This is a genomic window from Streptomyces olivaceoviridis (assembly GCF_014650115.1).
GTDB classification, from domain to species: domain Bacteria; phylum Actinomycetota; class Actinomycetes; order Streptomycetales; family Streptomycetaceae; genus Streptomyces; species Streptomyces olivaceoviridis.
In genome coordinates this window covers 42,162-68,794 of sequence record NZ_BMUI01000008.1, presented here as the reverse complement: position 1 = coordinate 68,794, position 26,633 = coordinate 42,162, and the positions used below count along the sequence as shown (strand labels likewise).

General features: G+C 73.5%; 26 protein-coding genes. 12 read left to right on the top strand and 14 right to left on the bottom strand.

All coding sequences use genetic code 11. The features are described 5' to 3' along the window. Positions 1–112 precede the first annotated feature (112 nt). Positions 113–595, top strand: a complete 483-nt coding sequence (locus IE273_RS17405; protein ID WP_189816097.1) for a VOC family protein — start codon at positions 113–115, stop codon at positions 593–595. Positions 596–617: 22 nt separating this feature from the next. On the opposite strand, the gene IE273_RS17400 is transcribed toward IE273_RS17405, so the two are convergent. Further along, entirely contained in the window at positions 618–1,532 is a 915-nt protein-coding gene (locus IE273_RS17400) for an aminoglycoside phosphotransferase family protein (RefSeq protein WP_189816317.1), read from the bottom strand. 119 nt (positions 1,533–1,651) lie between these two features. On the opposite strand from IE273_RS17400, the gene IE273_RS17395 reads away from it, so the two are divergent. Both IE273_RS17395 and IE273_RS17390 read left to right on the top strand, forming a co-directional pair. Continuing rightward, entirely contained in the window at positions 1,652–2,446 is a 795-nt protein-coding gene (locus IE273_RS17395; RefSeq protein ID WP_189816096.1) for a VOC family protein, read from the top strand. 34 nt (positions 2,447–2,480) lie between these two features. Then, positions 2,481–3,203 (top strand): ribonuclease H family protein, encoded by a 723-nt coding sequence (locus IE273_RS17390; RefSeq protein WP_189816095.1) that lies wholly within the window; start codon positions 2,481–2,483, stop codon positions 3,201–3,203. Here IE273_RS17390 and melC2 read toward each other — a convergent pair whose 3' ends face one another. Next, a complete protein-coding gene (gene melC2 / locus IE273_RS17385; RefSeq protein ID WP_189816094.1) occupies positions 3,204–4,025 on the bottom strand; it encodes a tyrosinase MelC2 in 822 nt (273 codons plus the stop codon). A 35-nt stretch (positions 4,026–4,060) separates the two neighbouring features. Further along, positions 4,061–4,408 (bottom strand): apotyrosinase chaperone MelC1, encoded by a 348-nt coding sequence (melC1, locus tag IE273_RS17380; protein WP_189816093.1) that lies wholly within the window; start codon positions 4,406–4,408, stop codon positions 4,061–4,063. 334 nt (positions 4,409–4,742) lie between these two features. Here melC1 and IE273_RS17375 point away from each other — a divergent pair, with 334 nt between their 5' ends. From IE273_RS17375 to IE273_RS17350, 6 genes are all read left to right on the top strand, one after another. Continuing rightward, positions 4,743–5,945: an FAD-dependent monooxygenase gene (locus IE273_RS17375; RefSeq protein WP_189816092.1), complete on the top strand. Its 1,203-nt coding sequence runs from the start codon at positions 4,743–4,745 to the stop codon at positions 5,943–5,945. Between the two features lie 33 nt (positions 5,946–5,978). Next, positions 5,979–6,800 carry a lipase family protein gene (locus IE273_RS17370; RefSeq protein ID WP_189816091.1) on the top strand — a complete coding sequence of 274 codons (822 nt, stop codon included), beginning with the start codon at positions 5,979–5,981 and terminating at the stop codon, positions 6,798–6,800. A 153-nt stretch (positions 6,801–6,953) separates the two neighbouring features. Then, positions 6,954–8,426, top strand: coding sequence for an MFS transporter (locus IE273_RS17365; protein WP_189816090.1), 1,473 nt, complete (start codon positions 6,954–6,956; stop codon positions 8,424–8,426). Further along, positions 8,423–9,052, top strand: a complete 630-nt coding sequence (locus IE273_RS17360) for a TetR/AcrR family transcriptional regulator (RefSeq protein ID WP_189816089.1) — start codon at positions 8,423–8,425, stop codon at positions 9,050–9,052. The genes IE273_RS17365 and IE273_RS17360 overlap by 4 nt, the downstream gene beginning before the upstream one ends. Positions 9,053–9,183: 131 nt before the next feature. Then, positions 9,184–10,167, top strand: a complete 984-nt coding sequence (locus tag IE273_RS17355) for an aldo/keto reductase (protein ID WP_189816088.1) — start codon at positions 9,184–9,186, stop codon at positions 10,165–10,167. Positions 10,168–10,220: 53 nt separating this feature from the next. Beyond that, positions 10,221–10,715: a DUF6328 family protein gene (locus tag IE273_RS17350; RefSeq protein WP_189816087.1), complete on the top strand. Its 495-nt coding sequence runs from the start codon at positions 10,221–10,223 to the stop codon at positions 10,713–10,715. Here IE273_RS17350 and IE273_RS17345 read toward each other — a convergent pair. From IE273_RS17345 to IE273_RS17300, 10 genes are all read right to left on the bottom strand, one after another. Further along, entirely contained in the window at positions 10,712–11,362 is a 651-nt protein-coding gene (locus IE273_RS17345) for a DUF2238 domain-containing protein (RefSeq protein ID WP_373309364.1), read from the bottom strand. The genes IE273_RS17350 and IE273_RS17345 overlap by 4 nt on opposite strands. An 84-nt stretch (positions 11,363–11,446) precedes the next feature. After that, positions 11,447–11,875 carry an SsgA family sporulation/cell division regulator gene (locus IE273_RS17340; RefSeq protein ID WP_189816086.1) on the bottom strand — a complete coding sequence of 143 codons (429 nt, stop codon included), beginning with the start codon at positions 11,873–11,875 and terminating at the stop codon, positions 11,447–11,449. Positions 11,876–11,992: 117 nt separating this feature from the next. Then, positions 11,993–12,964 (bottom strand): LLM class F420-dependent oxidoreductase, encoded by a 972-nt coding sequence (locus IE273_RS17335; protein WP_189816085.1) that lies wholly within the window; start codon positions 12,962–12,964, stop codon positions 11,993–11,995. Beyond that, a complete protein-coding gene (locus IE273_RS17330) occupies positions 12,940–14,598 on the bottom strand; it encodes a protein kinase domain-containing protein (RefSeq protein WP_229887266.1) in 1,659 nt (552 codons plus the stop codon). Before IE273_RS17330 ends, IE273_RS17335 begins: the two co-directional genes overlap by 25 nt. A 166-nt stretch (positions 14,599–14,764) precedes the next feature. Beyond that, entirely contained in the window at positions 14,765–15,724 is a 960-nt protein-coding gene (locus tag IE273_RS17325; RefSeq protein WP_189816084.1) for a threonine/serine dehydratase family protein, read from the bottom strand. Positions 15,725–15,815: 91 nt separating this feature from the next. Beyond that, positions 15,816–16,841 (bottom strand): polyprenyl synthetase family protein, encoded by a 1,026-nt coding sequence (locus IE273_RS17320; protein WP_189816083.1) that lies wholly within the window; start codon positions 16,839–16,841, stop codon positions 15,816–15,818. Continuing rightward, a complete protein-coding gene (locus IE273_RS17315) occupies positions 16,838–17,878 on the bottom strand; it encodes a tetratricopeptide repeat protein (RefSeq protein WP_189816082.1) in 1,041 nt (346 codons plus the stop codon). The genes IE273_RS17320 and IE273_RS17315 overlap by 4 nt, the downstream gene beginning before the upstream one ends. A gap of 151 nt (positions 17,879–18,029) precedes the next feature. After that, positions 18,030–18,704, bottom strand: coding sequence for an AIM24 family protein (locus IE273_RS17310; protein WP_189816081.1), 675 nt, complete (start codon positions 18,702–18,704; stop codon positions 18,030–18,032). Positions 18,705–18,829: 125 nt separating this feature from the next. Beyond that, on the bottom strand, positions 18,830–19,675 hold the full coding sequence (locus IE273_RS17305; RefSeq protein WP_189816080.1) for a dioxygenase family protein: 846 nt from the start codon (positions 19,673–19,675) through the stop codon (positions 18,830–18,832). A gap of 36 nt (positions 19,676–19,711) precedes the next feature. Then, the gene (locus IE273_RS17300) at positions 19,712–20,650 is read right to left on the bottom strand and encodes a helix-turn-helix domain-containing protein (protein ID WP_189816079.1); all 939 of its coding nucleotides are present in this window, start codon (positions 20,648–20,650) and stop codon (positions 19,712–19,714) included. A 126-nt stretch (positions 20,651–20,776) separates the two neighbouring features. Between IE273_RS17300 and IE273_RS17295 the strand changes: the two genes are divergently transcribed. Then, on the top strand, positions 20,777–21,793 hold the full coding sequence (locus IE273_RS17295; RefSeq protein WP_229887265.1) for a LysR family transcriptional regulator: 1,017 nt from the start codon (positions 20,777–20,779) through the stop codon (positions 21,791–21,793). A 92-nt stretch (positions 21,794–21,885) separates the two neighbouring features. After that, the gene (locus IE273_RS17290; protein ID WP_189816078.1) at positions 21,886–23,253 is read left to right on the top strand and encodes an alpha-lytic protease prodomain-containing protein; all 1,368 of its coding nucleotides are present in this window, start codon (positions 21,886–21,888) and stop codon (positions 23,251–23,253) included. A gap of 80 nt (positions 23,254–23,333) precedes the next feature. Here IE273_RS17290 and IE273_RS17285 read toward each other — a convergent pair whose 3' ends face one another. Beyond that, positions 23,334–24,533, bottom strand: coding sequence for a serine hydrolase domain-containing protein (locus IE273_RS17285; RefSeq protein ID WP_189816077.1), 1,200 nt, complete (start codon positions 24,531–24,533; stop codon positions 23,334–23,336). Between the two features lie 327 nt (positions 24,534–24,860). Here IE273_RS17285 and IE273_RS17280 point away from each other — a divergent pair, with 327 nt between their 5' ends. Then, positions 24,861–26,624 (top strand): M4 family metallopeptidase, encoded by a 1,764-nt coding sequence (locus IE273_RS17280; protein ID WP_229887264.1) that lies wholly within the window; start codon positions 24,861–24,863, stop codon positions 26,622–26,624. Positions 26,625–26,633: the final 9 nt, after the last annotated feature.

Below are 26,633 nucleotides of genomic sequence, written 5' to 3'. Positions count from 1 at the left end.
CTTCCGGCAGGTGCGGGGCGGACCGATGAGTTTCGCGTGGGGGAGCGGTCCCTGCACACGACGGCGTTCCACGCCCGGTTCCACCCCCTCGTTCACGCCTCGGGAGGCGCTCATGACCACCGCCGGATTCACCACCTGTCTCTGGTTCGACGGCCAGGCGGAGGAGGCCGCGCACCACTACGTGTCCGTCTTCAAGGACGCCGCGCTCGGGCGCGTCGTCCGCTGGCCCGAGGGCGGCCCCGGGCCGGCCGGCTCGGTGCTGACCGCGGAGTTCACGGCCAACGGCCAGAAGTTCGTCGCGCTCAACGGCGGCCCCGAGTTCACCTTCAACGAGGCGGTCTCGTTCCAGATCCTCTGCTCCGACCAGCAGGAGATCGACCACTACTGGACGAAGCTCACCGAGAACGGCGGCGAGGGCGGACCCTGCGGCTGGCTCAAGGACAAGTACGGCGTCTCCTGGCAGGTCGTCTACGCCCAGCTGCTCGACATGGTCGCCGACCCCGACCCGGAGAAGGCCGCGCGCGCCACCAAGGCCATGATGGGCATGGGCAAGCTGGACGCCGCCGCGCTGGAGGAGGCGTACGCGGGCGCGTAGCGCGACGCCCGGCCGGCCGCCGTCACCGTCGCCCGGCCTCGGCGAGGATCTCGGCGATCACATGCCGGGAGTTCTCCGCCAGGGCCGGGTTGGTGTGCCGGTAGTACGGCAACTGGATCAGCGAGATCGACAGCGCCCAGCCCCGCCCGCGCGCCCACTCCGCGTCGTCCGCGCCGACGGCCTCGCGGAAGACGTCCCGGGCGGACGCGGGCAGCAGGTTCCAGGCCACGATCAGGTCCACGGCCGGGTCGCCGACGCCGGCGCAGCCGAAGTCGATGACCGCGCCCAGCCCGTCCCCGTCGACCAGCACGTTCCCCGGGGAGAGATCCCCGTGCGCCCAGGCCGGCGGACCGGAGTGGGCCGGGGCCCGCAGCGCCTCCTCCCACAGGGCCGTCACGGCAGCCGCGTCGATCCGGTCGGTGAGCTCGGTGAGCCGCCCCAGCGCGGCCCGGGTCGGCTCGTCCCGGGTGGTGAGCGGCACGCCCCGGGGGCCGGGCGGCCCGTCGTGCGGGTCGACCCGGCGCAGCGCCGCCACGAACGCCCCGAGCCGCTCGGCGAGGCACGCGGGCTCCGCGACGGCACCGGCGACCGGGTTCCGGCCGTCCAGCCAGCGGTACACCGACCAGGGCCACGGGAAGTCCTCGTCGGGCGCGCCGAGCCCGGCCGGCTCCGGCGCGGCCACCGGCAGCAGCGGGCCGAGACGGGGCAGCCAGCGCTGCTCGTGCGTCACGTCGGCGACGGCGCCGGGGTGCCGGGGCAGCCGTACCACCAGGCCGGTGCCCAGGCGGAACATGGCGTTCTCCGTGCCGGAGGAGTCCACGCGCCGTACGGGCAGCGCCGCCCACCCGGGAAACTGCCGGGCGATCAGCCGGCCGACCAGCGCCGCGTCGACAGCGACCTCGCCCTCACGCATCCTGACGGTGTTCACCGGGCCCATCACAGCGGGACGCGGGCCCCGCTGTCGACCGAATCGCGGCTCCCGGCTCGGCGCGCGGGCCGGACTCCTGATGACTAGCGTGAACAAACGGGACACACCACCTCAGGAGGGTCGCCAGCATGGCCGTGCAACCCGAAGGAACGCCCTGTTGGGCCGATGCGATGTTCAGTGACGTCGAGGGAGCCAAGCGGTTCTACGGCGACGTCCTCGGCTGGACCTTCGGCGAGTCGTCGTCGGAGTACGGCCACTACACCCAGGCCTACGCGGACGGCAGGGCCGTGGCGGCGGTCGTCCCGCCCATGCCCGGTCAGGAGGGCCAGTCGCAGTGGTGCCTGTACTTCGCCTCGCCGGACGCCGCAGCCACCGCGGAGAAGATCCGGGAGAACGGCGGCGAGGTGCTGATGGAGCCGATGCAGGTCGGTGAGTTCGGCACGATGTGTCTGGCCCGGGAGCCCAGCGGAGCCGTGTTCGGCGTGTGGCAGGCGGGCACCCACGAGGGCTTCGAGGCGACGGCCACGCCCGGGGCCTACTGCTGGGCCGAGGTCTTCACCAGGGAGCCGGAACAGGCGGACGCCTTCCTCGCCGCGGTCTTCCCGTACCGGATGAAGGAGATCGAGGACGACGCGGTGGACTTCCGGATGTTCGACGTCGGCGAGGACACCGTCCTCGGCCGGATGCGGATGACCGACGACTTCCCGCCCGAGGTGCCGTCGTACATCAACGTCTACTTCACCGTCGACGACTGCGACGCGGCCGTCGACCGGGCCGTCAAGCTCGGCGGTATCCTCCGCTTCGGGCCGATGAGCAGCCCCTTCGGCCGGTTCGCGGCGCTCAGCGACCCGCAGGGCGCGAACTTCTCGGTGATCGACATCACCACCACCGAGGGCGAGATGCCGAAGGTCAAGGACGTCTGACCGGTCCCGGAACAGCGCTCCGCACGGCCATGGCATGATCGGGCACATGCGTGAACGTGTGGTGGCCGCGTGCGACGGGGCTTCGAAGGGAAACCCCGGACCGGCCGGATGGGCGTGGGTGGTCTCGGACGACGACGAGCGGACCCCCGCCCGCTGGGCGGCGGGCCCGCTCGGCCGGGCCACCAACAACGTCGCCGAACTGACCGCCCTGGAGCGGCTGCTCACGGCCGTCGACCCGGACGTGCCGCTGGAGATCCGGATGGACTCCCAGTACGCGATGAAGGCCGTCACCACCTGGCTGCCCGGCTGGAAGCGCAACGGCTGGAAGACCTCCGCCGGCAAGCCCGTCGCCAACCAGGACCTGGTGGTCCGCATCGACGAACTGCTCGGCGGCCGGTCCGTCGAGTTCCGCTACGTCCCCGCCCACCAGGTCGACGGCGACCCGCTGAACGACTTCGCCGACCGCGCCGCCAGCCAGGCGGCCTCCGTCCAGGAAGCGGCCGGCAGCGCGCTCGGCTCGCCGGAGCCCCCGCCGTCGCCCGACACCCCGGCGGGCGCCGGGGCGGCGCGCAAGAAGGCGCCCCGCCGCACCGGTGCCACCGCGGCCGCACGCGCCGGCGGCACCGCGTCCGCCCGCACCATCAAGGCGAAGTTCCCCGGCCGCTGCCTGTGCGGACGGTCCTACGCGGCCGGCGAGAAGATCGCCAAGAACGCGCAGGGCTGGGGCCATCCGGAGTGCCGTACCGCCGACGCCTGATCAGGCGTCGAACGTGTAGTACTCGGTGTGGTCCAGCAGGTCCGCCGGGCGCACCGTGTTCCACGGCTTCATCGTGTCGTTCAGGTCCACCACGTCCGGTGTGCCGCCCGCCGGCACGTAGGCGGCGCCCGGGTGCCGCCGCCGCCACTCCGCCCACAGCTTGTCGGCATAGGCGTGGTGCAGCCGGAACACCGGGTCGTTGGGGGAGACCCCGGTGGCCATCTGCCCGCCGACCCACACATGGACGCGGTTGTGCAGGTTGACCCCGCGCCAGCCCTCCAGGTGGTTGCGGAAGCCGTCCGAGGCGCTGTTGTACGGCGCCGTGTCGTACGTCGCGATCGACAGCACCGACTCCACCTCGGCGCGTGTGGGCAGCTCGCGCACACCGGTGCCGAGCGAGCGGCGCAGGAACGTACGGCCGTCGACGCGCACGGTGACCGGCCAGTTCCCCGTGGACGCGGCGAACGGGCCGTCCATCACCCGGCCGTCGGTGCTGCGCCCGGTGCCGCCGAGGAAGTCCGGCGCCCACAGCGAGGCCCGCACCGTGCGGTCGGTGCTCCAGTCCCAGTAGGGCAGCGTGACGGAGGAGTCCACCGACTGGAGCGCCCGCTCGAAGTCCACCAGGAATCTGCGGTGCCAGGGCAGGAAGGAGGGGGAGCGGTGGCCGGTCCGCTCGCCTCCGTCGGTGTCCGCCATGATGAACTCGTTGTGCGTGCGGACGAAGTCGTCGTAGTATCCGCTGCGCTTGAGTGCGAGGACGGCGGCGACGAACCGGCGCTTCTCGTCGGCGGTCAGGGTGGCCTGATTCTTGCGTACGGTCATGGTGCGCGGTGCTCCGGAAGTCCTTGCGGGGGCGGTCAGTTGGCGGGGAACGGCAGCAGCGGCGCGCCCTGGAGCTCGTCCACCGCGGCACGGGCGGCGGCGCGCGGGGTGGGCACTGGGTCGTAGTGGCTGACGACGCTGATCCAGCTGCCGTCGGCGTTCCGCATCACGTGCAGCCGCACGCCGTCGACGAACACGGCGTAGTCGCCGCCGTGTCCGTGGTGGTGCCCGCCGCCGCTCGCCTCACGGCCCTGTATCCGGCGGCCCTTGTAGACCTCGTCGAAGGAGCCGGGCGCGGCGGGCGCGGCGAGGGGGGCGGCCGAGGCCGTCGCGGCGACGGCGGCTGCCGCGGTGAGCGCGCGGCGCCGGGTGATGTCGGGCATGCGGGTCCTCCTCAGGAGTGGTCCCGGTGGTGACGACGCATGCCTATCGGGAGGTCGGGGAGCGGGAGAAATCGGGCGGAACCGGTTGGCCGGGATCCGGACAATCAGCCACATGTCGTACAGAGTTGAACCAAGATGATCTTGCCGTGACGACGGTGTGGTCCGCCCCGGAACGGGGAATTCCTTGCCCGGCCGACCGGATTCCCGCCGATCCTTTCCGGCTGCCGTCCGTCCGGGTGGCGCGGCTCACCGCGGCAGACTGACGCGATCGGGCGCGTCCCCCACCCTGCTACTCTCCGGTGCCGATCGACCACGTAAGGTGACTGTCAGGGGTGTGCGCGTGAAGATCATCTGTGTCGGAGGCGGGCCCGCCGGTCTGTACCTCGCCATCCTGCTCAAGCGGCAGGACCCCTCCCGTGACATCACCGTCCACGAACGCAACCCGCGGGGCTCCACCTACGGCTGGGGCGTGACGTACTGGCGCGGCCTCCTCGACAAGCTCCAGGCCCACGACCCCGCATCGGCGCGGGCGATCGAGGAGCACTCCGTCCGCTGGAGCGACGGCGTCGCCCACGTACGGGACCTGACGACCCGGCACCACGGCGACGAGGGCTTCGGCATCGGCCGCCACCGCCTGCTCGACCTGCTCGCCGCCCGGGCCCGCGCCCTGGGCGTCCGCCTGGAGTACGAGAGCGAACTCACCGAACCGCCCGCCGGCGCGGACCTGGTCGTCGCGGCCGACGGCGTGCACAGCGCCCTGCGCACCCGCCGGGCCGGCCACTTCGGCACCCGGATCACCTCCGGTCGCAACCCCTACATCTGGCTCGGCACCAGCAAGGTCTTCGACGCCTTCACCTTCGCCTTCACCGAGACCGGCCACGGCTGGATCTGGGCCTACGGCTACGGCTACAGCGGCGACCACAGCACCTGTGTCGTCGAGTGCTCCCCGGAGACCTTCACCGGCCTCGGCCTGGACCGGGCCGACGAGGGGGAGTGCCTCGCCCTGCTGGAGAAGCTCTTCGCCGATGTCCTCGACGGCCACCGGCTGACCGCCCGCTCCGGCGCATCCTGGCTGACCTTCCGCACCCTCACCAACGAGACCTGGCACGACGGCAACCTGGTCCTGCTCGGCGACGCGGCCCACACCACCCACTACTCCATCGGCGCCGGCACCACCCTCGCCCTGGAGGACGCCATGTGCCTCGCCGACGCCCTGGGCGCACACGCGGACCTGCCCGACGCCCTCGCCGCCTACCAGCGCCGGCGCCAGGCCGAACTGCTGTCCGTGCAGAGCGCGGCCCGCTACAGCGCCCAGTGGTACGAGAACCTGCCCCGCTACGTCCAGCTGCCCCCGCACCGGATGTTCGCCCTGCTCGGCCAGCGCCACTCGCCCCTGCTGCCGTACGTCCCGCCGCAGCTCTACTACGGCCTGGACAAGGCGGCCGGACGACTGGAGGCGTTGCGCCGGCTCAAGCGCTGGCTCGGCCCGCGCGCCGCCCGCGCCCTGCACGCCCGTGCCGCGGCCCGCCGGGACTAGCCACTCCCTCCCGCCCCACCCGAGGAGCCCCGCATGGCCGTACCCGTCGCCTTCGACCACACCTCCACCGGCTACAGCCTCCGGCGCGCCTACTGGCTGGCCCGCGCGGCCGACCTGGCGTACCGGGACCGGGCCGCCATCGGGGAACAGGCCGCCCGGTGGGGCTTCGAGGAGGTGCGGCACCACCACACCCGGTTCACCCCGCCCTTCCCGCTCCAGGACACCCAGGCCTGCACCCTGGCGAGCGGCCGGATGATCGTCACCGCGTTCCGCGGCACCGAACCCGGCCAGATCAAGGACTGGCTCTCCGACGCCACCACCCCGCCCCGGCCCGGACCCGGCGGCCACGGCTACGTCCACCACGGCTTCGCCGAGGCCCTCGCACCGGTCTACCCGGCGGTCCACGACACCCTCACCGAGCTGCGCACCGACGGCCAGGCCGTCTACTTCACCGGGCACAGCCTCGGCGGGGCGCTCGCGATGCTGGCCGGCGCCCGCCTCTACCTGGAGGAGCCGCACCTGGCCGCGGACGGCGTCTACACCTACGGCCAGCCCCGCACCTGCGACCGGCTGCTGGCCGAGGCGTTCCACGAGGGATTCGGCGGCCGGATGTACCGCTTCGTCAACAACAACGACATCGTCGCCCAGCTCCCGCCGGAGCCCGCCTACACCCACGTACGAGCCCTGCGGTATTTCGACTCCAAGGGCCGGCTGCACGAGTCGATGCCCATGCTGTCGGCGCTGGGCGACCGGGCCAGGGGCCACACCGCGGACCCGTTCGCGCCCGCCTCCGACGGCGTCCGCGACCACTCCATGCGGACCTATCTGACGGTCCTGGAGCAGAACCTGGCCTGACGGTCCCGGAGCAGAACCCGGCCTGAGGTCCGGCCGCCCGCACCCGGTCGTCGTGGCCTCCCCGTTCGGGCCAGGAAACGTTGGTGAATTCCCATTCACTCGATATGGTGAATGAGTATTCACCCCGTCACCGTGCCGCCCGCAGGAGCGCCGATGGACCAGCCCGCCCCGATATCCCCGTCGCCCCGGCTGCGCGACCGGCTCACCATTCCCGTGCTGGCGTCCGGCGGCATCCTCATGGCGGTCATGCAGACCGTGGTCGTCCCGCTCCTGCCCGACCTGCCCCGGCTCACCGGCGCGTCGGCCGCCGCCGTCTCCTGGACGGTCACCGCGACCCTGCTCTCCGGCGCCGTCCTCACCCCCGTCCTCGGCCGGGCCGGCGACATGTACGGCAAGCGCCGGGTGCTCACCGCCGCGCTCGCCCTGATGACCGTCGGCTCCGTGATGTGCGCGCTCTCCTCCGACATCGGCGTCCTCATCGCCGCCCGCGCCCTCCAGGGCGCCGCCGCCTCGGTGGTCCCGCTGTCCATCAGCATCCTGCGCGACGAACTCCCGCCGGAACGCCGTGGCTCGGCGGTGGCGCTGATGAGTTCCACCGTCGGCATCGGCGCCGCGCTCGGCCTGCCGCTCGCCGCGCTGGTCGTGCAGTACGCCGACTGGCACACCATGTTCTGGCTGACCAGCGTCCTCGGCGCGGCGGGCGTCACGGCGACCTGGTGGGCGGTCAAGGAGTCGCCGGTGCGGGAACCCGGCCGGTTCGACGTCCTCGGCGCCCTCGGCCTCGCCGCCGGCCTGGTCTGCCTGCTGCTGGGCGTCTCCCAGGGCGGCACCTGGGGCTGGGGGAGCGCAGGGGTCCTCGGACTGTTCCTCGGGGCGGCCGTCGTGCTCGCCCTGTGGTGCCGGCAGCAGCTGCGCACCGCACGGCCACTGGTCGACCTGCGGCTGGTCACCCGGCCACGGGTGGGCCTGTCCCATGTGGCGGCCCTGCTGATCGGGTTCGCCTTCTACGCCAACTCCCTGGTCACCGCCCAGCTGGTGCAGGCACCGAAGGCCACCGGGTACGGCCTCGGCCTGTCCATCGTCGCCACCGGCCTCTGCCTGCTGCCCGGCGGTGTCACCATGCTGCTGTTCTCCCCGCTGTCGGCCCGTATATCGGCCACGCGGGGCCCCCGGATCACGCTCGCGCTGGGCGCCGCCGTCATCGCCTGCGGGTACGCGCTCCGCATCGCCGACAGCCGCGACCTGTGGATGATCATCCTCGGCGCCACCGTGGTGGCGACCGGCACCACGCTCGCCTACTCCGCGCTGCCGACCCTCATCCTGCGCGCCGTACCGGCCGCGCAGACCGCCTCCGCCAACGGCGTCAACGTCCTCATGCGCACCATCGGCCAGGCCGTCTCCAGCGCGGCCGTCGCCGCCGTCCTCGTCCACCACAGCAGCCCCCTCGGCGGCGTCCCCGTGCCCAGCCTGCACGGCTACCAGCTCGCCTTCGCCATGGCGGGCGCCGTCGCCCTCGCGGCCTGCACGGCGGCCCTGTCCATCCCCGGCGACGGCCCCGCGCCGGGCACCCGGCGGGCCCGGAGCGGCACCCGGGGCGCCCGTGACGAGGCGATGGAGGGAGCATGAGGACCATGACCACGCCACCCGGTCAGGCGCCCGCCCCCGCACGCCGGGACGCCGAGGCCACCAAGGCCGCCATCCTGAAGGCCGCCCGCCACCTCCTGGCCCGGCACGCGCACGCCGACATCACCCTCAAGGCCGTCGCCGAGCGCGCCGGGGTGAGCCCGCCGCTGATCCTGAAGTACTTCGGCAACAAGGACGCCCTGTTCGCCCGCGTGATGTCCTTCGACACCGACGCCGACGCCCTCCTGGACGCGCCGCTGGACGCACTCGGCCGGCACATGGTCCGGCACGTCGTGTCCAGCCAGCGCGAGCGGGGCGCCGACCCGCTGCTGCGCATCGCCTTCGCCCCGCTGCACGGCGACCACGGCGACGTCCTGCGCGCCAACTTCCGCGCCCAGGTCACCGAACGCCTCGCCGCCCGGCTCGCCGGCCCCGACGCGGGCCTGCGCGCGGAACTCGCCGTCGCCGCCCTGGTCGGCCTCGGCGTCATGTACGGCGTCGCCCGCGGCCCCCACCTGCGCGAGACCGACACCGACGCCCTCGCCGACCGCTACGGACCCGCCGTCCAGGCGCAGCTGACACCCGGTGCCGACCAGCGGGACCCGGCCGGGGCGGACCCCCGGCGGTGATCTCGCGGAGCCGGTCGGTGAGCGCCGTGCGGCAGGGGTCCATCTCGTCCGGAAGCCCGGGGAGTTCCGCCTGGGCCACCGCCGGGGTGGCCGCCGACGCGGGCTCCCCGGCCGGATGACAGACTGACGGCATGGACGAACGCGTAATCGGCAGGTCGGGTCAGTGGGCATCGGTGGTCGGGCTCGGCACATGGCAGCTGGGCGCCGACTGGGGCGACGTGGACGACAAGGAGGCGCTGTCCGTCCTGGAGGCGGCGGCCGAGGCCGGGGTGACCTTCTTCGACACGGCCGACGTGTACGGCGACGGGCGCAGCGAGGCCACCATCGCCTCGTTCCTGCGCGGCCGGCCCGATCTGCACGTGCTGGTGGCCACCAAGATGGGCCGCCGGGTCGAACAGGTCCCGGAGAACTACGTCCTGGACAACTTCCGCGCCTGGAACGACCGCTCCCGCCGCAACCTCGGCGTCGACCGCGTCGACCTGGTGCAGCTGCACTGCCCGCCCACCCCGGTCTACTCCTCGGACGCGGTGTTCGACGCCCTGGACACCCTCGTCGAGGAGGAACGGATCGCCGCCTACGGCGTGAGCGTGGAGACCTGTGCCGAGGCGCTCACCGCCATCGCCCGGCCGAACGTGGCGAGCGTGCAGATCATCCTCAACCCGTTCCGGATGAAGCCCCTGTACGAGGTGCTGCCCGCCGCCCGCGCGGCCGGCGTCGGCATCATCGCGCGCGTGCCGCTCGCCTCCGGGCTGCTGTCCGGCAAGTACACGAAGGAGACGGTGTTCGCGGCCAACGACCACCGCACCTACAACCGGCACGGCGAGGCCTTCGACCAGGGCGAGACCTTCTCCGGCGTCGACTACGGCACGGGCGTCGAGGCCGCCGCCGAGTTCGCCGCGCTCGCCCCGGAGGGGTACACCCCGGCCCAGCTGGCGCTGCGCTGGATCATCGAGCAGGACGGCGTGACCACGGTGATCCCGGGCGCCCGCAACCCCGAGCAGGCCCGCGCCAACGCCGCCGCGGCCAAGCTGCCGCCGCTGCCGCCGGAGACGTCCACCGCGATCCGCGAGCTGTACGACCGCCGGATCAAGGACCAGGTCGAGCACCGCTGGTAGCCGCGGGCTTGCGGACCGTTTGAAGGGACGGCCGGGCGGTTACACGCAATCGCATGACGGAGGCAGGACGGCGCAGAGGGCGGAACGAGACCGAGGAGGAGCGGGCCGACCGGATGTGGGGCGAGCTCATCCAGGAGGTCCGGGTGGCGCAGACGGGGGTGCAGATCCTCTTCGGTTTCCTGCTGACCGTCGTCTTCCAGCCGAAGTACGCGCAGCTCGCCCCCGTCGACCAGGTCATCTACATCGTGACCGTCGTCCTGGGCGCCTGCGCGACCGGCGCCCTCATCGGACCGGTGTCCCTGCACCGCCTGGTCTCCGGCCGCCGGGTCAAGCCGCAGGCGGTCCGGCTGGCGTCCCGGATGACCTTCGTCGGCCTGGTCCTGCTGCTCGCCACGATGACGTCGTCCCTGCTGCTCATCCTCCGGGTGGCCACCCACGACGGCTATGTGCCGTACCTGGTGGCGGCCGTCGTCGCCTGGTACCTGCTGTGCTGGTACGGCCTGCCGCTGTGGGCCCGCCGCCGGCACACGTCCCGCACGGACGGCTAGGACCGGCGGGCCGCCAGGGCCCTCAGCTGCCGGTCGTGCGTCCCGCTGAGCAGCAGCAGGGACAGGACCGAGCCGATCAGGGCGCAGAACATGTCCCACTGGGTGTCCCACACATCGCCCTGGGTGGCGAGGAACGCGTCCGCGCCGTGGCCGCCGATCTCGGCCGCCAGCCACTCCAGCAGCTCGAAGCAGGCGCTGAAGGCCAGGCAGGCGCACACCGTGAGTGGCGCCAGCCAGCGGCTGCCGCGCAACGGCGAGGTGCGGCTGAGCAGTTCACGGACCAGCACGGCCGGGACGAAGCCCTGCATCAGGTGGCCGAACCGGTCGTACGGGTTGCGCTCGAGGCCGAAGGTGTCGCGCACCCAGTCGCCCACCGGGACCTGCGCGTAGGTGTAGTGCCCGCCGACCGCGAGGACCAGCGCGTGCGCGGTCAGCAGTCCGCACAGCAGCCCGGTCAGGGGGAAGCGCCGCCAGAGCAGCACCACCAGGGGCAGTCCGGCCAGCGCCCACACCGTCTCCAGGAACCAGGTGGTGCGGTCGCGTGCGCCCCACGCCGACACGGCCAGCCCCACGGCCACCACGCCGGCGAAGAGGGCGGGCGGCACGCGGCGCGGCGCGCGGCGCGGGGCGGGGTGCACTGCGGTCACGGCGAGGCTCCTTGCCTGGGGTCGGCCTGGGGGTCGTAGGAGCCCCATCGTGGCGCCCGGCCGGGGCCGCCGGCATGAGTACGGCTACTCAGCCGCGGAGAGGATCTCCGCCAGCAGCTCGTCCACGGACATGAGCTCCCGGCCCGGTGGGACGATCCGGTAGGTCTCGCGCAGGAACGCGGCGACGGCGGGCGCCCAGGCGAACACCACAGCGTGGTGCCGGCCGCCGTCCGGCCGGGCGTCCCCGAGGAACTCCAGGCGCAGCTCGTGCCACAGGCCGGTGGCCTCCGGCCGCATCCGGACGTCACCGATGCCGACCGGCCCGGCCAGTCCGTCGGCGAGCATCTGCCGGTCCAGCCGCCAGCAGGCCAGCACCCGGCCGTCGTGGGCGAACACGGCCGTGACGGCGAACGGGTCGTCGGCGTCGTAGCTGAGGTGGGCCAGCACCGGACACCGGCCGGTGCCGTGCGCGAGGAGCTGCACCACCAGGGTCTTGTGCACGAACGAGTTCACGCGGGGGCCTCCGGGACGATCGGCGTAGGGCCCTCTAGTACCCCCGCTGCGCCCGGAATGCTCACCCGTGTGACTGAATCCCGCGGACGGGAGGCGTGCCACAGGGGCGGTACGGCGTCAGGCGAACGCCTCCCGCAGGGCCGGCAGCAGGGTCTTCGCCGACCAGTCCAGGAACTCGGGCTGCGTGTCACCGCCGATCTGGACCAGGGCGACCTCCCCGAACCCGGCCTCGGCGTAGGGCCGTACGGCCTCCACGAACGCGTCCGGGTCGTCACCGCACGGGATGGAGGAGGCGACGTCGTCCTCGGTCACGAACTGGGTCGCGGCCTCGAAGGAGTCCGGGTGCGGCAGTTCGGCGTTCACCTTCCAGCCCAGTCCGAACCAGCGGAACTGGGAGTGGGCGCGTTTGATCGCCGTCTCCCGGTCCGGGTCGTAGCACACCGGCAGCTGGCCGACCCGGGGCTTGCCGGTGCCGCCGTGCCGGTCGAACGCCTCCAGCAGGCCCGCCTTCGGCTCGGTGGCGATCACCAGGTCGGCGAGGTGCCCGGCCAGCCGGCAGGACTGGTCGCCGGAGACGGCGATGCCGATCGGCGGCGCCTGCTCCGGCAGGTCCCACAGCCGGGCCGACTCCACGTCGTAGTGCTGCCCGTGCCGCGTGACATGGCCGCCCTCGAACAGCGCCCGGATGATCTCCACCGCCTCTTCGAGCATCTCGTGGCGGACGTCGACCGGGGGCCAGCCGCCGCCCACGACATGCTCGTTCAGGTTCTCGCCGGCGCCGAGGCCGAGCCGGAACCTGCCGCCCGACAGCAGCTGCACGGTCGCCGCCTTCTGCGCCACGATCGCCGGGTGGTAGCGCAGGATGGGGCAGGTCACGTACGTCATCAGCGGGATCCGCGAAGTGGCCTGGGCGGCGGCGCCCAGCACGCTCCACGCGTACGAGGAGTGCCCCTGCGAGCGCAGCCACGGGAAGTAGTGGTCGGAGATCACCGAGAAGTCGAAACCCGCCTCCTCGGCCTGCACCACGTGATCCACCAGGTCACGGGGACCTGCCTGCTCGGTCATCATCGTGTATCCGATTCGCACCATGGGTGGCGAGTCCCCGGGTCGGCGTCCGGAAAACGGCCGACGGGCCCGGGTCGCTCCTCCGGCGTGCGGAAGGTCCCGAGGAACGTCTTCAGCGCCAGCCGGTTCGCCGCGTCGTCCCAGGCCGCGGCCGGGGTGGTGAAGCGCAGCGAGAAGCCCCGCGTCCCGCCCAGCAGGAACCCCCGCCCGAAGGTGCGCTCCCGCGCGGCCCCGGACCCCGCCAGCCATTCCAGGTCGGCGGCCCTGCGGCCCTGGTACGTGGTCGCCCGCACCGCGCCGACGCGGCCGTAACCGGGCAGCTTCCGCAACCCGGGCTCGACGTCGTCCCGCCAGACGGCGACCGGGTCGGGGCCGACGCGCTCGCTGTAGGTCACCGCGAGCGCGGGCGAGCCGCCGCCCCGGCCGAAGGTGACGCGATAGGCCAGGTCGGACTCCCGGGAGGTGGTCAGCCGCTCCCAGCCGTCGGGCAGCGCCACCGAGAAGCCCTCCGGGGCGGTGTACCGGCGGTAACCCGCCGGCAGGGCGGGAGCCGGCTTCGAGGAGGGGGCCGAGGTGGGTGTCGAGGCGGGTGCGGTGCCGCCGCCCGGTTGCCGGGCCGCGGGGCCGGACGGGGTGGCCCGGGGCGGCGTCGCCCCCGCCGTGTCCGTGCCGGACGACAGTGCGCCGGACGCGGCCAGTGCCGCCGCGGCCACGGTGACCACGGCCAGCGCGGTGCCGGCGGCCAGGACCCGTCCGCCGCGCAGCGGTCCGGCGTGGCGCACGGCCCGGAACGCGCCGCGCGGCCGGGGCTCCGGGCCCGGCCGCCGCTCCGCGTCCGTGTCCTCGCGCAGCGCCCGGGTCAGCGCCTCGCGGACCACCGGCCGGGTCGGCCGCTCCCGCGCGTTCTTGCGCAGCAGACCCTGGACGACCTGGGTGAGCGGCCCGGCGCGCAGCGGGGTGCGCAGCGGCAGCCGGTCCACCGCCCTCAGCGTGGCGTCGGGCCGGCCGCGGTCCCGGAACGGCGGCCGGCCCTCGACCATCGTGTAGAGCAGCGCGCCCAGCGCCCACAGGTCGGCGGCCGGGCCGATGCGCTCGTCACGGGCCTGCTCCGGTGAGGCGTACGACGGTGCCGTCAGCCGGGGCACGAGCGTCGCGCCCGCCAGCCCGAACCCGGTGACGACGACCGGGCCGCCGTCCCGCACGAAGACCTGGCCGGGGCTCAGCTCGCCGTGCGTGACGCCTTCGTCGTGCGCGGCCTGGAGCACGTCCAGCAGCTCCAGGCCCAGCCGGGCCGCCCGCACCGGGGGGAACGAGCCCTCCTGGGCGAGGAGTTCGCCCAGGGGCGTGCCGTCGACCCACTCGGTGACCGTCCACAGGGCGTGCGCCTCCACCACGGCGTCGACGACCGCCGCCACCTGGCCGGGGCGCAGCAGCCGCACCGTCTCCGACGTACGGACGACCCGGGCGGTGACGTGCCGCGCGGTGTCCTGGTCGACGGGCCCCGGCAGGGCCGTCCGCGCCACCAGGCGGGGCTGCCCCGCCGCCACGTCCTCGGCGTACCACCACAGGCGGTTCGTCTCGCGGGCGAAGACCTCCAGGAGCCGGTACCGTCCGTCGACCAGCTCGTGTGCGGAGACGTGCGCCTTGACCATGGTCATCCCTCGCTGAAACCCCTGCCTCGTCCTTCCCAGAGGTACGCGGGGCGAGCGGGGGAGCGTTCAGGGGCGCGTCCAAAAGCTCCCCCGGCGTAGTCCTGACGGCGGAGTCCACAAGGTGGAGTCCACAAGGCGGAGTACTCACGGCGGAGTTCTCACAGCGGCGCTGTCACAGCAGCCCGAAACGGCCGGCCCAGTCGGTGATTTCCCGGGGTGTCGTGTTGCCCCCGCACACCACGAGCCCGATCCGTGCCCCGTCGCCGACCCGCTCCACCACCTGCCGGGCCGCCGGCAGCAGACAGCCCGCGGCCGGCTCGGCCCACACCTTGGCGTGCTCGGCGAGGTCCAGACAGCCCCGCACCGCCTCCTGGTCCGGGACCACCAGCACCTCCTCGACCAACGCGGACACATGGTCGTACGTCAGCCGCGACGCCGAGGGCGCGCTCAAGGTGGTGACCAGGGAGGACAGCGGCACAGGCACCGGACCGCCGGCCTCCAGCGCGCCGGACATCGCCTCCGCGCCCGCGGTCTCCACGCCCCACACGCGCACCCCGGGCCGCCGGGCGCGCAGGGCCGCCGCGACCCCGGCGATCAGACCGCCGCCGCCCACGCTGACGACGACGTCCGTCAGCTCCCCGGCGTCCTCGGCCAGCTCAAGACCCACGGTGCCCTGTCCGGCGATCACGACCGGGTCGTCGAACGGATGGACCAGGGTCAGGCCCTCGTCCCGCAGCCGCGTCACCAGCTCGAAGGCGCTGTCCATGCCGTCGGTCAGCCGCACCACCGCCCCGGCCTCCTCGGCGAGGGCGAGGGAACGCGCGGGCGCGGTGCGCGGCATGACCACGGTCGCCTTCACATCGAGGGCCGCCGCCATCACCGCGAGCGCGATCCCGTGGTTGCCGCCGCTCACCGCGACCACGCCCGCCGCCCGCTCGGCCTCGCTCAGCGACAGCAGCTTCGCCGTGGCCCCGCGGGCCTTGAACGAGCCGGTGCGCTGGAGCAGTTCGAGCTTGGCGGTGACGGGGACGCCGAGCAGCGCGCCGAGGCCGGGGCTCGGTACCGTCGGCGTGCGGACGACGTGCCCGGCGATCCGCCGGGCGGCGGTTTCGATGTCCGAGATCTCGATCACGGTGCTCCACCCTTCCGGCGCGGGTCGGGACCGCGCCGCTCGCACCTTCACCCGCCAGGAGGCCGGAGGTCAACGGCGTCCCGGATCATGGCTACAGCGCGCGGCCCACCAGGGACTCCAGCAGCTCCGTCAGCTGCTCGGCGGCCCCGGCGGCCAGGGGAGCGGTGGTGAGCAGTTCCCGTGCCGCGGCCGTGTGCGTCCGGGCCTCGGCCAGGGCCGCCGTACGGCCCCCCGCCATCTCGATCAGCGCGGCGGCCTCCTCGGCGTGCCCGTCCGGACCGAGCAGCGCGGGCAGCCGCCGGGCCGCCGGGGAGCCGAGCGCGGCCAGCACCGGGAACGTCTTCTTCCGCTCCCGCAGATCACCGCCCACGGGCTTGCCGGTGACGGCCGGGTCGCCCCAGATGCCGAGCACGTCGTCCACCAGCTGGAAGGCGACCCCGAGGTGGCGGCCGGCCCGGTCGAGCGCGTCGGCCGTGTCCCGGGGCGCCCCGCCGAGCGTGGCGCCCAGCGCCGCGGCACAGCCCAGCAGCGCGCCGGTCTTGCCCTCCGCCATCGCCCGGTACTCCTCGGGCGTCACCCGGTCCGGGCCGGTCCAGGGCCGGGTGGCGAACAGCAGGTCGTCGGCCTGCCCGCGCACCAGCTCGGCGAGGGCCGCCGACAGCAGCCGTACCGCGCCGGCGCCCTCCGGCACCGCGGCGAGGGTGTCGACCGCCAGCGCGAACAGGGCGTCCCCGGCCAGCACCGCGGGACCCGTGCCGTAGGCCTGCCAGACGGCGGGGCGGCGGCGCCGGGTCGCGTCGCCGTCCATGATGTCGTCGTGCAGCAGCGAGAAGGCGTGCACCAGCTCCACCGCGACCGCCGCCGGGACCCCGGCCCGGCCGTCGGCGCCCGCCGCCTCGGCCCCGAGGACCGCCAGTGCCTGCCGTACGCCCTTGCCGCCCGGCGCGGTGACGGGCGCCCCGCCGACCTCGCACCAGCCGAAGGAGTACGCGGCCATCTCGGCGACCCACGGGTGCAGCCGCCCCACCGCGTTCCGCAGTTCCGGCCGGACCAGTTCCCCACAGCGGGCGAGGACGTCCCGGGCGGACTCCCGCACCGGTGAGACGGGCGCCGTCATCGCACCGCCTCCGCGTCGAGGCCGAACTCCCGCTGGGCCCGGGCCACCATCTCCCGCGCGTGCCGCAGCCCGCTGCGCTCCAGTGTCCGGGCCAGGTCGGCGAGTTCGGCGGCGGTCTCGGCGCGGTCGCGGCCGAGCCGGGCGAGGGACTTGGCGAGGCCCAGCCGGGACAGCGCCTCGCCGCGCGGTTCGCTCATCGCCCGGAACTCGGTGAGCGCCAGCTCGTAGCGCTCGCGGGCCTCGGCGTGACGGCCCGCGCGGTACAGGACGTTGCCCTGCATCTTGTGGTTGTAGGCGAGCGCGCTGGAGAGGTTCATCTCCCGGCAGGTCGCCTCCGCCTCGGCCAGCAGCTCCAGCGCCCGCTCGGTGGCGCCGTCGCGCACCGAGAGGACGTCCGCGAGTCCGCGCAGCGCCCAGGCGTGCCCACGCCGGTCGTCGGCCCGGCCGGCTATCTCCGCCGCCTCCTCGAACAGGGCGTAGGCCCTGTCGTAGTCCCCGGTGTTGCGGTGTATCTGGGCGATGCCCTCCAGGGCCCACACCGTGTGCCGGGCCTCACCCCGTTCGCGCGCCTCGGCCAGCAACTGCTCGTGCAGCCGGCCGACCGCCGCGTAGTCGCCCTGGATGCGGCCGGTCTCGGCGAGGCCGGCCAGCGAGTAGCCGCGCACGACGACGTCCCCGCCGCGCTCGCCGAGTTCGGCCGCGAGCCCCAGCAGCCGCCAGGCCAGCGGGAAGGCCCCGCGCTGCCGGGCGAGCGTGCCCCCGCTCCACAGCGCCCAGGCCATCGCGGCGGTGTCGCCGGCCTCCCGGGCGGCGCGGTAACTCGCCTTCCAGGCCCGGTCGGCGTCCCGCACATGGCCGAGCCGTCGGTGTGCCTCGGCGACGGCGAGCCCGCAGCGCGCCGCCTCGTCGGGGCGTCCGGCGCGCTCGGCCTCGCGCAGCCGCTCGGTGCCGGCGGCCAGCACGTCGACCAGCGAGGAGTTCACGGACAGGGTGGTCAGGGTGCCCTGGTACTCCGGGGCGAAAGCCTTGCCGTACATGCGTACCCTTCTATACACGGAGTGTATACATGGCGTGTATAGCATCCAGGAAAATCACCCCGGCCCGAGGGGCCGGGGCTCGGTCTGCCGATGATCAAGACGCCGGTACGGCGACGGGGGTTGCCCGCCCTACAGGATCACCTGTGAAGGTTCAGTGCTGGTCCTTCTGGGGGGTCACCTCGCTCGGCCGCACCACGACGAAGCCCTCACCCTGGAGCATCAGCTGCACGGCCTCGCCCGAACCGCCGCGCAGCATCGAGCCGATGGACTGCGAGCGGTGCAGCGAGGTCTCCAGGTGCGCGGTCCAGCCGACCACGGCGTCCGTGTCGACGTACACCGGCGCCTGCGCCGACACCGGTATGACCAGCGGGTTGCCGTCGCAGACCAGGCCGAGCCGGCCCTGCCCGCTGAAGACGCTGTTGAACAGGCCGCCGCCGGCCATGCCGGAGCCCTTCACCGTCTTGATCTCGTACGAGAGCGAGGCGTCGAAACACAGGACGTTGCGGCCGTTGACGGTGAACTGGTCACCGGCCTCCACCTCCACGATGAAGCAGTTCTGCGCCTCGTGCGCGAACCAGGCCTCGCCCTGCCCGCGCACCGCCATGAGGGGCAGCCCCTCACCGGTGACCGCGCGCTTGAGCATGCCGCCGACGCCCTGCCCCTTGCGTTCGAACTTGAGGCTGCCGCGGTAGGCCACCATCGCGCCCTGCCGGGCGTACATCTCGCCGTTCACCGCGTACTTGAGGCACTTGGCGTTCTCGACGGACATTCCCGGCTCCACGGCCGGCTGCACCACGTGCTGACTGGAAAAGAGATCACCCTTCATGCGGGGCATGGTGTCCCGGAAGGTGGCATTCCGCCAAGATCGCGGAACGTACCGGCCCTTCCGGGGCAGTCGCCCGTCCGCCCGTGCCGGCGCTCGGCGTCCGGCACGGGCGGCCCCCTCCTCCGTCAGGCGGCCTGCCACAGCGCCGGTACCGCCGGGGGTTCCCAGCCCGGCTGGGACGTGTGCGGCTGGAGGCAGACGTACGCGCGCGCCGCGTACGTGACCCAGTCGCCCGTCCGGTAGGCGGTCCCAGGCGTCCAGGTGTTCTCCGGCGAGGAGGGGCCGGGACCCGGGCCGGGGTCCTGCGGGACGTCGAGGACGAAGTCGAACGCCGCTTCCCGGCCACCGCCCCCGTCGCGCACCGTCATCAGCAGGCGGGGGTCGAAGATGGTGTCGGTGTTGTTGCGCGGTTCGTTCGGGAAGTACAGCTGTGTGGTCAGGACGGGACGGTGCGGTGCCTGCACCTTGACGTGGAGGTGGCGGGTCCGGCCCGGATACAGGCCCGGCACGATCGTGGTCAGCGCGAAGGAGCCGCGGGAGTCGGTGAACTGGTGGCCGCGCAGCCGGAAACCGGTGTTGTCGTACGCGCCGTTGGTGTCGGCCTGCCAGAAGTCCAGCAGGACGCCGGACAAGGGGAGGCAGGCCCGGCCGAAGACGAAGCCGGTCACGGTGAGCCGGGTGCCCGGCAGACCCGGCTCCAGCAGACTCGTGCGCTCCGGTGAGTTCGGCTTGAAATAGGGGCCCTCGATCTGCTCCGGAGTGGGGTCGTCGCCGTCGTCGCACGACGGGGTGAGCCCCGGCGCCGTGCCGCCCGCGGCGAACGTGCGGGCGAGCGCCGGACCGCCGATCAGGGCGACGGGCACCGCGGCGGTGGCGGCGAGTGCCGCGCGCAGCACCGTCTTGCGGTGGACGAGCCGCCCGGACCTCGGCTCCTCCTGCGCCCCGGCGCCGTCCCTGCCTGCTCCGTCCATGTCTCCTCCTCGTGGGGGGTCGGATGCGGAACGAAACTAGGCGCGCGCGGGCGGCACTTCGAGGGACTGGTCGCGGTGGCTGTGGTGTTTTCGGAAGTCGCCGGGGCTGCTGCCGGTCTCCCGCCGGAAGAACCGGCTGAAGTAGGCCGGATCGGTGAACCCGGTGCGGGCGGCGACCTGCCGGACCGACAGCCGGGTGTGGGCGAGCAGTTGCTGCGCCTGGTACACCCGGGCCTCGATGAGCAGCCGTCCCGGCGGACGGCCGGTGGCGGCCCGTACCGCCTGGGTGAGGTAGCCGGGTGTCACGCCGAGCCGGCTCGCGCACTCCCGCACCGTCCACCCGGCCGCCTCCGGGCGCGCGATGAGCCGCGTGAACTCCTCGGACACGGCGGCCGGCCGGCCCAGCACCCGCGCGTCGCGGTCGTCCCCGGCGTGCCGTGGCAGCCGGGCGGCGCGTACGACGAGCACGTGCAGCAGCGAGCGCAGGACGCTCTCGTGACCCGGGGCGCGCTGCCGGTGCTCCGCGACGAGTTCGGCCATCAACCGCCCCACGGACCGGTCGTGTTCGGCGTCCAGCGCGAACCAGCCCCGCTCCCCGAGCCGCCGCAGCACCGCGCGGTCGCCGGGGTGGTCGACCAGGAAGTCGTCGGTGAACAGCGCCAGCGTCCCCTCCGGGCCCCGGCCGCCTTCCCAGTGGTGCACCTGCCCGGGCAGGACCACGGCCAGGCGCGGCGGCCGGACCGGCCACCGGGCCAGGTCGACGACGTGCGTGCCGGAACCGGAGCTGACGTGGATGATCTCGTAGAACGTGTGCCGGTGCGGACGGCCCCACCGGGACATCGGCCCCACCGCCTCGAAGGAGCCCGCGGCGAACGGCGGGTCCCCGGGCCCGGCCACCTCCAGCCGGTGCAGGGGCACGTCCCCGGCAGTGGTCGGCAGACCGGGGGTTCCCGGTGGGACGGTGGTGCCGCGCATGGCTGGTGCTCCCCTCCTCCAGGCGAGCCGGAGCGCTCGCCGCTTCTCACGGGCAGGGATCACCTACCGCACTATGGTCTGTACCAACCTCTTGCCCCGTGCCCCACGGCGTCGCAAGCTCCCCTCATGGAGTTGGAGTTGCGGCATCTCAGGACCCTTCGGACCATCGCGGAGGCCGGCAGTCTGACCAGGGCGGCGACGGTGCTCGGGCTCGCGCAGCCCGCACTCAGCGCGCAGCTCAGGCGCATCGAGCGGACCCTGGGCGGCACCCTGTTCGAACGGGGGCGGAACGGGGTGCGGGCCACCGCGCTCGGCGAACTGGTCCTGGAACGCACCCGCATCGTGCTCCCCGCGGTCAGCGAACTGCAGCAGGAGGCGGCCGAGTTCGCCCGCGGGCGCCGGGAGGGGGAGCGGCTGCGGCTCGGCGGCACCCACGGGCCGCTGCTCGGCGCGCTGGTGGACCGGCTCGCCGACGCCGCCCCCGGCACCAGCCTGACCACCCGCGCCTCCTGGTCGGAACGGGAACTGGCCGGTCTGCTCGCCGAAGGGCGCCTGGACTTCGCCCTGGCCGGTACCTGTGGATCCGCGCCCCCGCCCGACGGCACGCACCTGGTCTGGGAGGAGATCGCCGTCGACCCGGTCTTCGTCATGCTCGCCGACACCCATCCGCTCGCCGGGGGGCGGGAGATCGACCTGGCCGCGCTCGCGGACGAGGAGTGGGCGTGCGTCCCGGGCGACGGCTGTTTCGGCGACTGCTTCACCGCGGCCTGCGCCCGGGCCGGCTTCACCCCCCGCCGCATGTACGAGACGGACACCGCGTCCTGCGTCCACCTGGTGCAGGTCGGCCGGGCGGTGGGCCTGTGCCGGGCCACCTTCCCGTCGACGCCCGGCCTCACCACCCGTCCGCTCGCCGGCACCCCGCTGGTGTGGCGGCACCTGCTGGGCTGGTGTCCGGCCGGCCAGCGACCGGGCACCGCGGCCACGGTGCTCGCGCAGAGCCGCAAGGCACACGAGGACGCGGCGGCACGCAGCGACGGCTACGCCCGCTGGCTCGCCCACCGCGGGGAACCGGCGGCCACGGCGCACCGCCGCACCGGGCGCGGGCGTCCTGACGGCACGCGGCGGGACGCGCGGCTGCCATAACACCGGGGCAGGGGGTCGGTTGACGTCTTACGGGAACGGGCGGGTGCTCCGTACGGTTTCCGGCACTCCACCGAATCCGAGGAGACCTCCCCATGCTCCAACGACACCTCAGAGCCGCGTGCGCCGCCGCCGTGGCGGCGGGTGCCCTGCTCGTGGCCGGGCTCAGCGGCTCCGCGAGCGCCCGGCCGTCCGGCCTCCCGGCCGCGCCCACTGCGGCCGAGACGCTCCGCACCGACGCGGCCCCGCCCGCCCTCCTGCGGGCGCTGCAACGGGATCTGGGCCTGAACCGGCAGCAGGCCGAACGCCGCCTGGGCAACGAGGCGGAGGCGGGCGCCGCCTCAGGCCGGCTGCGGGCCGCACTGGGCGCGCACTACGCGGGCGCCTGGGTGCGCGGCGCGGAGTCGGACACGCTGACCGTCGCCACCACGGACCCGGCCGACGTGCCGGCGATCCGGGCCCAGGGCGCCGCCGCGCGCGTGGTGGACCACTCCTTGGCCGCGCTCGACGCGGCCAAGGCACGCCTGGACCGGGTCGCCGCCCGGCGCGCCACCACCGACACCCCGGTCTGGTACGTCGACGTCCCGACCAACACGCTGGTGGTGCGGGCGGTACGCACGGACGCCGCACGCCCCCTGCTGGCGGCGGCCCACGTCGACGCCTCCCTCGTCCGCGTCGTGAAGTCCGCCGAGCACCCCCGTCCGCTCTACGACCTGCGCGGCGGCGACGCGTACTACATCGACAACAGCAGCCGCTGCTCGATCGGCTTCCCGGTGACCCGCGGCACGCAGCAGGGCTTCGCCACGGCCGGCCACTGCGGCCGGGCCGGCAGTGCCACCACCGGCTCCAACCGGGTCGCGCAGGGCACCTTCCAGGCGTCCGTCTTCCCCGGCAACGACATGGCGTGGGTGGCCGCGAACGCCGGCTGGACGGCGACGCCGTACGTCAACGGTTCCAGTGCGCAGGTCACCGGTTCCACCCAGGCCACGGTGGGCTCCTCCGTGTGCCGTTCCGGCTCGACAACGGGCTGGCACTGCGGGACGGTGCAGCAGCTGAACAGCAGCGTCACCTACCAGGAGGGCACGGTCACCGGGGTCACCCGCACCTCGGTGTGCGCCGAACCGGGCGACTCGGGCGGCTCGTTCATCTCCGGCAGCCAGGCGCAGGGCGTCACCTCGGGCGGCACGGGCAACTGCACGAGCGGCGGCACGACGTACTTCCAGCCGGTCAACCCGATCCTCCAGTCGTACGGCCTGACGTTGAAGACGACCGCGACCGGTCCCGGTGACCCGGGCGATCCCGGTGATCCGGGCGACCCGGGCGGCACCTGGTCGGCCGGCACCGTCTACCAGGCGGGCGTCACGGTCACCTACGGCGGCGCCGCCTACCGCTGTCTGCAGACCCACCAGGCCCAGCAGGGCTGGGAGCCGCCGAACACCCCCGCGCTGTGGCAGCGGCAGTGAGCGGCTGACCCCGGGAACCGCCGTCCGCCCGGACACTCCGGACACTCCGGACGCTCCGGATCTCCCGAGCGCTCCGGACGTCACGACCGGAGCGTCCGGGCGGACGGCACCGTCGCGCGGTGGCGGGGCGCCGGCTTGCCGCAGAACGCCGATTCCAGGGCACCCGCCAACGTCTCCAGCACCTTCCCGTTGTTCGACGTGTTGGCCACGGCCGTCAGGCTCCGCCCCCCGTCCTTCGTGCTGAACGCATACGTGTAGTACCCCTGCACCGCCCCCGTGTGCCCGTACACCGACACCCCGCAGGACAGGTCCCGCCGCCGCAGCCCGAGCCCGTACGCCGTCGTGCTGTTCACCTTGGTGAACCGCTCCATCTCGGCGAGCCGCGCGGCGGACATCAGCTTCCCCTTGAGCAGCGCGCTGTAGAAGACGTCGAGGTCCCGCGCGCTGGAGATGATCGCCCCGGCGCTCTGCGCCCAGGACACGGTCTGCGCGGTCGCGTCGACCAGCGGGGCGCCCGCCGTGTCCGGCGTCAGGTACCCGCGGGCGTACCGGCCCGGGATCGCGGTGTCCGGATGGACGTAGAACGTGTCCTTCAGCTTCAGCGGCCCGATGACGCGGTCCTGGTACGCCGTCCTCACGGACCGCCCGGTGAGCTTCTCGATGAGCAGCCCGGCGACGACGAAGTTGGTGTTGGAGTACGCGTACGCGGCGCCCGGCGCGTTGGTGCGGGGCTTCTTCAGGGAGAGGGCGACCAACTGCCGGTAGGTGAAGACCTTCTTCCGGACCGCCTCGAAGCCGGAGACACTGCTCGCGAACATGTCGTCGGTGTAGTCGTACAGCCCGCTGCGGTGGCTGAGCACATGGCGGACCGTGATCCGGTCGTCCGGCAGCAGGTTCGGCAGGTAGCGGTTGACCGGCGCGTCGAGCGAGAGCCGGTGTTCGTCCACGAGCTGGAGCAGTACGACGGCCGAGAAGGTCTTGGTGACGCTGCCGATCCGGAAGCGGTCGTCGGTGCTGATGGCCCGCCGGGTGGCGCGGTCGGCGACGCCCTGGGTGACCCGGTACGTCCTGCCCCGGTCGTCGATCCGGGCCAACGCCCCCGGCGCGCCCTGCGCCACCGCCGACCGCAGTACAGCGGCCAGTCCGGCGGTGTCGGGTGCCGGCAGCGCCGCCCGCACCGGCGTGTCCGGGCCTGCCGTAGCGGCCCGCGCCGGGACCGCGAGCAGCGACAGCGCGACCGCTCCGAGGACCGCTCCCCGCCCCACCGTTGCCGAGACCATCCCTCAACCACTCCCATCGGTCGGTTTCCGCTGCGATTTCGGTCCGCCTGGGAACCTAGGGGATCGCGACCGCGTCTCCACAGCCGACACACAGTTGGTCATCTCGCGATCACTCTGCGGCTGCCGTTCGTAAAGGATTGCCATAGAAGTTCGCGAAATGGATCATTCCGGCTTTACGTGCCCATGACTGATCCGCAAGGGTTGCCCCTCGGGGCCGGACCGGCCCCCGTGGCGCCCAACCGCGCCGCGTCCCAAGGCGGTTGGGCAGACCGGCCGCCTTCGAACGGAGGAACCCTGATCAGATTGCGTAGACCGCACATACGCACCGTGGCTGTCGCCGTCGCGGTGACGACCGCTGCCACGGGCCTGGCCGGTACGGCCTTCGCGGCTCCTTCCACGGGGGTGGAGCGGTCCGCCGCCTCCGCCGCCCCGAGCGCCACGGCGGTGGTGGAGGCGGCGCGCACCGCGGCCTTCGCGCACGCCTCGGCGACCGGTGTCTCCCAGGGTGACGACCTGCACGCGCAGGACGTCATGATCGACCCCGAGGGTGCCCGGCACGTCCGTTTCGTGCGCACCCACAACGACCTGCCGGTGCTCGGTGGCGACCTCGTCGTCCACCTCGACCGCCGGCTCGGCTACACGGGCGTCACCCGCGCCGCCGACCACGCCGTCAAGCCGGCCGCCGCCAAGGCCGAGCTGACCGCAAGCCAGGCCGCCGCCAAGGCCGCCCAGGCCGCGAAGGGCGACGCCGGCGGCGCGCAGCTCGTCGTCGACGCCCGCGACGGTGCCTCCGCGCTCGCCTACCAGGTCACCGTCACCGGCAAGGACAGCGCCCGCACGGTCGTCGTGGACGCGGTCACCGGCAAGGTGCGCAGCAACACCCCGACCAGGGACGAGTTCCTGTCGCCGAAGCTGCTCGACGCCCTGCGCGAGCGCGGCGAGACCCTCGACCCGGCCACCGGCACCGGCTCCGGCGCCGCCGTCTCCGGCCTGGTCGGCTCCCGCGGCGCCGGCGCCGCCGCCTACCCGTCGGCCGCCAAGGGCACCGGCAAGACCCTCTTCGTGGGCACCGTCGGCCTGACCACCACGCAGACGTCGCGCGGCCACTACCAGCTCAAGGACCCGAACCGGTACGGCACCGAGACACGGGACGCCAAGGGCTCGTACACGGAGAAGTTCAGCGCCGGTACGAAGCTCACCAACACCACCAACGTGTGGGGCAACGGCGCGACCACCAGCCGGGTCAGCGCCGCCGCGGACGCGCAGTACGGCATCACCAAGACGCTGGACTTCTACAAGTCCACGTTCCAGCGCAAGGGCATCGCCAACAACAGCAAGCCCGCGCAGGCGATGGTCCACTGGGGCAAGCAGGTCGCCAACGCCTTCTGGGACCCCACCTGCAACTGCATGCTGTACGGCGACGGCGACGGCCAGATGTTCAAGAAGCCGCTCGTCGTGCTCGACGTCACGGGTCACGAACTGACCCACGGCGTGGTGGAGGCGACCGCCAACCTCCAGCCGACCTTCGTCGACTCCGACGGCAACCAGTACGGCGAGCCGGGCTCGCTGAACGAGTCGCTCGCGGACATCTTCGGCTCGAACGTCGAGTTCTACGCCAAGAACACGAAGGACACGCCGGACTACCTGGTCGGCGAGAAGCTGGGCCTCGCGCAGAAGTTCCTGCGCCGCCTGGACCACCCGTCCCTCGACAAGCTCGAAGGCACGATCGACTACTGGTCGGCGGACACCTACTACACCGAGGTGCACGCCGGTTCGGGTGTCTCCTCGCACGCCTACTACCTCCTTGCCGAGGGCAGCGGCAAGAAGACGATCAACGGCGTCAACTACAACTCGCCGACGTACCACAACATCGCGGTCAAGGGCATCGGCCGCACCAAGGCGACGGCCATCTACTACCGCGCGCTGACCCGGTACATGGTCTCCACGACCGACTTCCACCAGGCGCGCACCGCGACGCTGAAGGCGGCCAAGGACCTGTACGGCGCGAACAGCACCGAGTACAAGACCGTGGACAAGTCGTGGGCCGCGGTCAACGTCACCGCCGCCAACACGCCGAGCGTCCGCCACTGACGGACACCG

What these genes read in the sequence shown, in the direction of transcription:
- IE273_RS17285 (WP_189816077.1), bottom strand. Translation starts at nt 24,533, where the DNA reads ATGGTCTCGGCAACGGTGGGGCGGGGAGCGGTCCTCGGAGCGGTCGCG.
- IE273_RS17400 (WP_189816317.1), bottom strand. Translation starts at nt 1,532, where the DNA reads ATGGGCCCGGTGAACACCGTCAGGATGCGTGAGGGCGAGGTCGCTGTC.
- IE273_RS17320 (WP_189816083.1), bottom strand. Translation starts at nt 16,841, where the DNA reads ATGACGGCGCCCGTCTCACCGGTGCGGGAGTCCGCCCGGGACGTCCTC.
- IE273_RS17360 (WP_189816089.1), top strand. Translation starts at nt 8,423, where the DNA reads ATGAGGACCATGACCACGCCACCCGGTCAGGCGCCCGCCCCCGCACGC.
- IE273_RS17300 (WP_189816079.1), bottom strand. Translation starts at nt 20,650, where the DNA reads ATGCGCGGCACCACCGTCCCACCGGGAACCCCCGGTCTGCCGACCACT.
- IE273_RS17350 (WP_189816087.1), top strand. Translation starts at nt 10,221, where the DNA reads ATGACGGAGGCAGGACGGCGCAGAGGGCGGAACGAGACCGAGGAGGAG.
- IE273_RS17355 (WP_189816088.1), top strand. Translation starts at nt 9,184, where the DNA reads ATGGACGAACGCGTAATCGGCAGGTCGGGTCAGTGGGCATCGGTGGTC.
- IE273_RS17370 (WP_189816091.1), top strand. Translation starts at nt 5,979, where the DNA reads ATGGCCGTACCCGTCGCCTTCGACCACACCTCCACCGGCTACAGCCTC.
- IE273_RS17335 (WP_189816085.1), bottom strand. Translation starts at nt 12,964, where the DNA reads ATGGTGCGAATCGGATACACGATGATGACCGAGCAGGCAGGTCCCCGT.
- IE273_RS17295 (WP_229887265.1), top strand. Translation starts at nt 20,777, where the DNA reads ATGGAGTTGGAGTTGCGGCATCTCAGGACCCTTCGGACCATCGCGGAG.
- IE273_RS17290 (WP_189816078.1), top strand. Translation starts at nt 21,886, where the DNA reads ATGCTCCAACGACACCTCAGAGCCGCGTGCGCCGCCGCCGTGGCGGCG.
- IE273_RS17390 (WP_189816095.1), top strand. Translation starts at nt 2,481, where the DNA reads ATGATCGGGCACATGCGTGAACGTGTGGTGGCCGCGTGCGACGGGGCT.
- IE273_RS17305 (WP_189816080.1), bottom strand. Translation starts at nt 19,675, where the DNA reads ATGGACGGAGCAGGCAGGGACGGCGCCGGGGCGCAGGAGGAGCCGAGG.
- IE273_RS17330 (WP_229887266.1), bottom strand. Translation starts at nt 14,598, where the DNA reads ATGACCATGGTCAAGGCGCACGTCTCCGCACACGAGCTGGTCGACGGA.
- melC1 (WP_189816093.1), bottom strand. Translation starts at nt 4,408, where the DNA reads ATGCCCGACATCACCCGGCGCCGCGCGCTCACCGCGGCAGCCGCCGTC.
- IE273_RS17405 (WP_189816097.1), top strand. Translation starts at nt 113, where the DNA reads ATGACCACCGCCGGATTCACCACCTGTCTCTGGTTCGACGGCCAGGCG.
- IE273_RS17365 (WP_189816090.1), top strand. Translation starts at nt 6,954, where the DNA reads ATGGACCAGCCCGCCCCGATATCCCCGTCGCCCCGGCTGCGCGACCGG.
- IE273_RS17395 (WP_189816096.1), top strand. Translation starts at nt 1,652, where the DNA reads ATGGCCGTGCAACCCGAAGGAACGCCCTGTTGGGCCGATGCGATGTTC.
- IE273_RS17310 (WP_189816081.1), bottom strand. Translation starts at nt 18,704, where the DNA reads ATGAAGGGTGATCTCTTTTCCAGTCAGCACGTGGTGCAGCCGGCCGTG.
- IE273_RS17315 (WP_189816082.1), bottom strand. Translation starts at nt 17,878, where the DNA reads ATGTACGGCAAGGCTTTCGCCCCGGAGTACCAGGGCACCCTGACCACC.
- melC2 (WP_189816094.1), bottom strand. Translation starts at nt 4,025, where the DNA reads ATGACCGTACGCAAGAATCAGGCCACCCTGACCGCCGACGAGAAGCGC.